General features: G+C 53.2%; 5 protein-coding genes. 2 read left to right on the forward strand and 3 right to left on the reverse strand.

The window, feature by feature from the left end; translation table 11 throughout:
• Positions 1–984, reverse strand: a complete 984-nt coding sequence (locus JK232_RS00380) for a DUF1852 domain-containing protein (protein WP_101829250.1) — start codon at positions 982–984, stop codon at positions 1–3.
• 316 nt (positions 985–1,300) lie between these two features.
• Here JK232_RS00380 and JK232_RS00385 point away from each other — a divergent pair, with 316 nt between their 5' ends.
• A complete protein-coding gene (locus JK232_RS00385; RefSeq protein ID WP_072931155.1) occupies positions 1,301–1,840 on the forward strand; it encodes a DUF2058 domain-containing protein in 540 nt (179 codons plus the stop codon).
• Between the two features lie 26 nt (positions 1,841–1,866).
• Here the strand turns inward: JK232_RS00385 and JK232_RS00390 are convergent, their stop codons facing one another.
• Positions 1,867–2,565 carry an RluA family pseudouridine synthase gene (locus JK232_RS00390; RefSeq protein ID WP_212588633.1) on the reverse strand — a complete coding sequence of 233 codons (699 nt, stop codon included), beginning with the start codon at positions 2,563–2,565 and terminating at the stop codon, positions 1,867–1,869.
• A gap of 440 nt (positions 2,566–3,005) precedes the next feature.
• On the opposite strand from JK232_RS00390, the gene JK232_RS00395 reads away from it, so the two are divergent.
• Complete coding sequence (locus tag JK232_RS00395) at positions 3,006–3,914, forward strand: dihydrodipicolinate synthase family protein (protein ID WP_101829248.1); 909 nt, start codon at positions 3,006–3,008, stop codon at positions 3,912–3,914.
• 49 nt (positions 3,915–3,963) lie between these two features.
• On the opposite strand, the gene JK232_RS00400 is transcribed toward JK232_RS00395, so the two are convergent.
• A complete protein-coding gene (locus tag JK232_RS00400) occupies positions 3,964–6,114 on the reverse strand; it encodes an ATP-binding cassette domain-containing protein (RefSeq protein WP_101829247.1) in 2,151 nt (716 codons plus the stop codon).
• Between the last annotated feature and the right edge of the window lie 16 nt (positions 6,115–6,130).

The raw sequence follows: 6,130 nt of genomic DNA on the forward strand, positions 1-6,130 counted from the left end.
TCAAAGAACAGCATCAGCAAGCCATTGTTCAAGTGCAGGCTGGTAGGGTTTAATAAAGTGCGTTTCCGTAAACTTACCCTGCTCAACCGCCAGCTGGCTGCGCTCTTCCCGATCATAAACAATCCGGGTTAATGAATAATCCTGGTGCGTCAGGCTCGGTTGATATATTTCCCCTGCCGCTGAATTCGCATTGTAAATTTCAGGCCGGTAGATTTTCTGGAACGTCTCCATCGTGCTGATGGTGCTGATAAGCTCAAGGTTGGTGTAATCATGGAGCAAATCACCGTGGAAATAAAACGCCAGGGGCGCAACGCTATTGGCCGGCATAAAATAGCGCACCTGCAACCCCATTTTCCCGAAATAGTAATCGGTCAGGGAAGGTTCATCCTGCTGATATTCGACGCCCAACACCGGGTGCCGGTTATTGGTGCGCTGATAGACGTTCTTACTGGAGACACTCAGGCAGATAACCGGTGACTTTTTAAAAGCCTCATGATAAGCGGCTGAGCCAACGAAACGTTTAAAGATATTCCCATGCAAATCACCGAAGTTCGCCGGGATGCGGAACACGGGCTGGTCTTTATTATGCTCCGGCAGCACGACGCTGAAATCATAATCGCGTACGTAAGAGGAGAAGTTATTGCCGACAATCCCTTCGGTGCGCTCACCGGTTTTCTTATCCACAATGTTCGTCTTCAGGATTTCAATCACCGGGAAGGCGCTGCTTTTGCCTTCCCCCTGAATAGTCAGGTCAACGGACATGATCTCAAGCTCAACGGCATAGCGATCGGCTTTAGGGTTATCCCAATGCGCCAGGGAATTAAAGCGGTTATTAATCATCACCAACGCGTTATGCAAATTCTCGCGGCGTTTTTCACCCCTGGCCAAATTAGCGAAGTTGGTGGTGATACGTGTATTTTCAGAGGGATTATAATTTTCGTCGAAACGAAGGCTTTTAAGCGTAAAGGCGAAATTTTTAGTCATGGTAATCTGGATTCCTAATGGCTGATATAAACCTGGTTTGCATTTTACTTTTCAGGATGTCCCGATTTTCATTGCTTGCTTTCTCATTCCGGCGTCTTCATATTATCTTTCGTTACTAACAATGCCTCTTTTATGCCTGAGCCACTGGGTGAAGAAAAGTGATTTAATTTCACTGAACATGAACCCTTTTCATGATCGGGCGGCGCTGCCCTGCGGCATGGCACCTGCCCCCCGGCACCCCGGCCCGGCAACCTGGTACAGCCCCGGAAATTACAGGTATACTTACCGGCATTATTCAACAGATTCAGAAACCAACATGACAAAACTCACCTTACAAGAGCAGATGCTGAAAGCAGGCTTAGTCACCAGCAAAAAGATGGCCAAAGTCCAGAGAACGGCCAAGAAATCACGGGTTCAGGCGCGTGAGGCCAGAGAGGCGGTGGAGGAAAATAAAAAAGCCCAGCTTGAGCGTGATAAGCAGCTCAGCGAGCAACAGAAACAGGCGGCGTTATCCAAAGAGTATAAAGCGCAGGTAAAGCAGCTGATTGAGATGAACAGAATCACCCCGCCGAAAGGGGATATCCGGTTTAACTTCACTGATAATAACCTGATTAAACAGGTGGTTGTGGATAAGGTCACGCAGGATCAGCTGATCAGCGGCCGTCTTGCCATTGCCCGCCTGGTGGTGGATAACAAGCCTGAGGGTGAATACGCCATTATCCCGGCCAGCGTCGCCGAAAAAATTGCGCAGCGTGATGCCAACAGCATTGTGTTACAGAGTGCGCTGAGCCAGGCAGAGCAGGACGAAGACGACCCGTACGCCGATTTCAAAGTGCCTGATGATTTAATGTGGTAACACCCGCGCCCGGCCAGGGCCGCCGTTCAGAACGGGCAGGCATAGCGGGCGTTGATCTGTTCCCCGCTGATGGGATGAATAAAATTCAACTCACTGGCATGCAACATCAGCCGCGGCGTCAGTTCGGTGCCCGGCAGCAGGCGGCCGCCATACAGGTCGCAACCTAAAATCGGGTGGCCCAGCTCCCGGCTGTGAATACGGAGCTGATGGGTACGCCCGGTTTCCGGGGTCAGCGCCACCCGCGTCACCGGCAGTGACTTCCCCTTCTCCAGCTCATGATAAACGCGCTCTATCACCCGGTAGCGCGAACGCGCGGGCTTGCCGTGAAGCGGGCAAACCGACATCAGCGGGAACAGCGCCGGGTCTTTGGCAATCGCCGCCTCTATCACCCCTTCGTCCTCCTCCAGATGCCCGCAAAGCAGTGCGCTGTACACTTTGGTTACCGTGCGCTCACTGAACTGCCGGCAGAGCGCGGCATTGATCGCCTTATTGCGGGCAACCACCATCAGCCCGGACGTCCCGAAATCAAGGCGGTGAACCAGCGTGCAGCCGGGGAAAAGCCGGACCAGCCGGTGATGCACCGAATCGAGGTTTTGCGGGTTTTTCCCCGAGAGGCTGAGCAGCCCGGTGGGTTTATTGATCAGCACCAGGTGTTCGTCCTGATAGAGCGTCACAATCGGCTCATGGCACGGCGGGGCAATAAAGGTATCGGAAATCACAGACATCGGGTGGCCGGCTAAAGAGGGGGGAGCGGATGATAACGAATTTCCGGCCCCCTGGCGAATCGGGCGGTTTCCCTGAAGACGTGGCCTGGGTATTCCCTGTGCCTGAGCATGGGTGTCTTTATGTTATCGCCCCGCCTTTTGCCCTTCCCCTAAAACTGCCCCCTTCCCTGACGCTTTCTGCGCGTGCCTTCCCCCGCTTTACGCTCCCCTGCCCGACAGACGCCTTTTCTGTTGCTGCGGTTCCCGTTGAAAGTATGTTGTAACGAATTAGTCGGAAAGTCGTTGTCCGCTTCAGGCGGTGTGACCCGGCCGCCACTTTTTAGCGTAAGTTGCTGCAATGTTAATAAGCACACAGGTTTTCGCCGCAACTTCGCTTATAACTAAAACGCTGTTCCGAATTCCTGCCGCCTGCGGCCCGCCCTTTGTCATGGAGATCCCTTATGGCTACCCCGATCTTTTCCGGTGTGATTCCCCCGGTGCCCACGATTTTAACCGCCGATGAACAACTCGACCGCCCCGGCATGGCGCGGTTGATTGACCATGTGATTGAAGGCGGCGTAAACGGCGTGTTTTTCCTCGGCAGCGCCGGGGAGTTTGCGCATATGGGCAGCGCCTTACGGCATGAAGTGGCGGAGTTTTGTACCGCGCACGTGAATGGCCGGGTGCCGGTGCTGATTGGCGCGGCGCACCCCGGCACGCGTGAAACCCAGGCGCTGATCGCCCATGCCGGCAGCTGCGGCGCTGACGGCGTGGTGGTGGTGAACCCCTATTACAACCCGCTCTCTGAAGAGAACCTCGGCCGCTATTACCAGACGCTGGCTGACGATTCGCCGCTGCCGATCCTGCTCTACAATTTCCCGGCGCTGACCGGCCAGAACATCCCGGTTTCCCTGATCAAAACCCTGGCCGAGCGCTGCCCGAATATTGTCGGGCTGAAAGACACCGTCGATACCCTCAGCCACCTGCGCGAAACCATCCAGGCGGTGAAACCGGTGCGGCCGGACTTTGCGGTGTTCGCCGGTTATGACGAATACCTGTTCGGCACCCTGATCCTCGGGGGCGATGGCTGCATCCCGGCCAGTGCCAACTTTGCACCGGAACTGACCTGCGGCATTTACCGGGCCTGGCAGGCCCAGGAGTTTGCGACCATTATCGCGCTGCAGCAGCGGTTGTCGCACATCCCGCAGCTCTACAGCCTGGATCTGCCTTTCTATAACGTGGTGAAAGAGGCGATCCGCCAGGTCGGGGTGGATATTCCGGTGCATTCCCTGCAACCGGCGCAACCGCTGAGTGAAGAGAAGCGTGAGGTGGTGCGCAACGTCCTGCGCCTGAGCGGGATGCTGGCGTAACCCGCCTGAACCGCTGCGCCCTGCTCCCGCTGAGCAGGGCGCGTCGGCGTTACTGGCCGGGTTCCGGTTTGCTCACCCTGGCCGGCACGCTTATCCGCACCGGCTGGGCTTTTTGGGTGTCTGCCGGTGTGGCCTGCACCAGCAGTTTATCAGGGGTACAATCCCGGATGATTTTCCCGTTTTTCATCACCAGCACCCGATCAAAATATTTCAGCAGATAACGCCGGTGCGTCACCATCAACAGGGTTTTCCCTGTGACGAAGTGATCCAGGTTGTCAAAAATACGCTGCTCGGTCTGCTCATCCAGACACGATGTCGGTTCATCCCATAAAAACACGCTGGCATCGCTGCTCAGGCTGCGCGCCAGCAGCAGTTGCTGGTTTTGCCCTGACGAGAGGTTCCTGGCCATAAAACTGACGGGATAGCGTAACCCCATCGGGTGTTGCAGCACGAAGCCACAGTTGGTGACATTCAGCGCCTGCACGGTTTTCTTGCGATCTTCGCCGCTTTTTAAGGCGAAGTTGCTTTCAATGGTGCCGGTAAACAATGCGTCCTGGGTGGTGATGACGCTGATAAAACGTGAGAAAAAGTGTTGGGCCAGCTGTTGGGTGTTATAGCCGTCATACATGATGCTGCCCTGTAACGGCGCGCTGAACCCGGAAAGCAATGACATCAGCGAGCTTTTCCCCGAGCCGCACTCACCAATTATCGCGACCCGTTGCCCGGCAGGAATATCCAGCGACAGGTTTTCGATAACCACCGGCAATTGCGGATCGTACTGATAACTCACCCCTTTCAGGGAAAGGTGCCCTTCACACTGGGAAAGTGATTGCAGCACCTGGCGGGAGGCAGGCTCCGCCGCGACAAACATTTTCAGCAGATCATTGATGGTTTTATTGGTGGTAAACACCGAGAGCAAGGTGGAAGAGAAACCCGAAATAATGCCTGACATCCGCCCGGAGACAATCACTGACGAGACAATCGCCCCGGTGGTGATGTCGCCTTTGGTGACCAGGAAGAACGCAAACAGCATCAGTAAAATCTGGTTAAGGTTCGACAACGTGGAGAGGGCCGATTGATAATAGACGTTCACCTTACGGATTTGTAAACTTAACCAGGATTGCTGGTCCGCATTATTCACCCAATCCTGCATCAGGTTACGGTTATTCAGCGTATGGATCATTTTTAAGGCGTACAGGGTTTCCGTGATGAACATATTCCGGTTACTTTGCCCCTCTTTCACCCGCTCCATCAGGATATTGGTATACCGGTAATTGGCATAGGCCAACAGCAGCGAAATAATCATGATGATAATGGGGATCACCACCAGGGCGCCCAGGTTAATGTAGATAACCACGATAAAAATAATAAATAACGGGATATCCGCCACCCGCTGGAACAGCGAATTTAATAAGACCGGCTTTATTTTCTGGAACTCCGTCCATAAGATAAAGGCCGATGACAGCGACGTATGTTTTTTATCCCCGTATAACAGTGCCTCAAAAAACGAGACATCAATATCGATATCCTCCCGGCGGGAGACGATTGACTGGTAGATGTCCCGCGACGATCTCAACAAAAACTCAAAGATAAGGAAGGTCACAACCACCCCTGCCACGCCGAACAGCGAGGCGTTAGAGGCGCTGGGCACCAGCTTATCGTAGTACAGGTTGCTGAACACCGGGATGGTCAGGGCGAAGATGGCCATAAACAGCGAGGAGATAAAATACTTTGAGTAAAAAAGCTTATTGTTCTTCAGCCCATTCTTTAAAATTTGCCCGATACGGATCGATTCTGCCACATCGCTGGTGGGTTGAAGGGTAAAGGCAGACATTTTTTTCAGCGCGTCCGGGTCGGCCTCTACCTGGCAAATATCATTCGTGTTATTTACCAGTTTTAATTTATTATCAACACAACCAACACAAATTAACCACTGCATATCAGCCGTTAACAATAACAGCGGCATACTTTCATTCAGCAAATCATCTGGCCGGCTAAACTGTACCGTGGACACCAACATGCCCAATGATAAAAAATAGTTCTTTATCTGCGCATCATGTTCCACATCATGTTTATTATATTCGGCAAGCTTTATTTCACTGTCGCCCTCCCTTATTTCAATTTTGGCACTGTGGTTTCGCGCGATATAGGCTAACGCGCCGGATAGACGTAAATTATAGGGTTCGAATTCAGAACTCATGAGGGTATCACTCAAA

Source organism: Nissabacter archeti, from assembly GCF_018257325.1.
GTDB lineage: Bacteria > Pseudomonadota > Gammaproteobacteria > Enterobacterales > Enterobacteriaceae > Chimaeribacter > Chimaeribacter arupi.

Excerpts from the sequence above, each read along its gene's own strand:
- JK232_RS00385 (WP_072931155.1), top strand. The coding sequence starts at position 1,301 with ATGACAAAACTCACCTTACAAGAGCAGATGCTGAAAGCAGGCTTAGTC.
- JK232_RS00380 (WP_101829250.1), bottom strand. The coding sequence starts at position 984 with ATGACTAAAAATTTCGCCTTTACGCTTAAAAGCCTTCGTTTCGACGAA.
- JK232_RS00400 (WP_101829247.1), bottom strand. The coding sequence starts at position 6,114 with ATGAGTTCTGAATTCGAACCCTATAATTTACGTCTATCCGGCGCGTTA.
- JK232_RS00390 (WP_212588633.1), bottom strand. The coding sequence starts at position 2,565 with ATGTCTGTGATTTCCGATACCTTTATTGCCCCGCCGTGCCATGAGCCG.
- JK232_RS00395 (WP_101829248.1), top strand. The coding sequence starts at position 3,006 with ATGGCTACCCCGATCTTTTCCGGTGTGATTCCCCCGGTGCCCACGATT.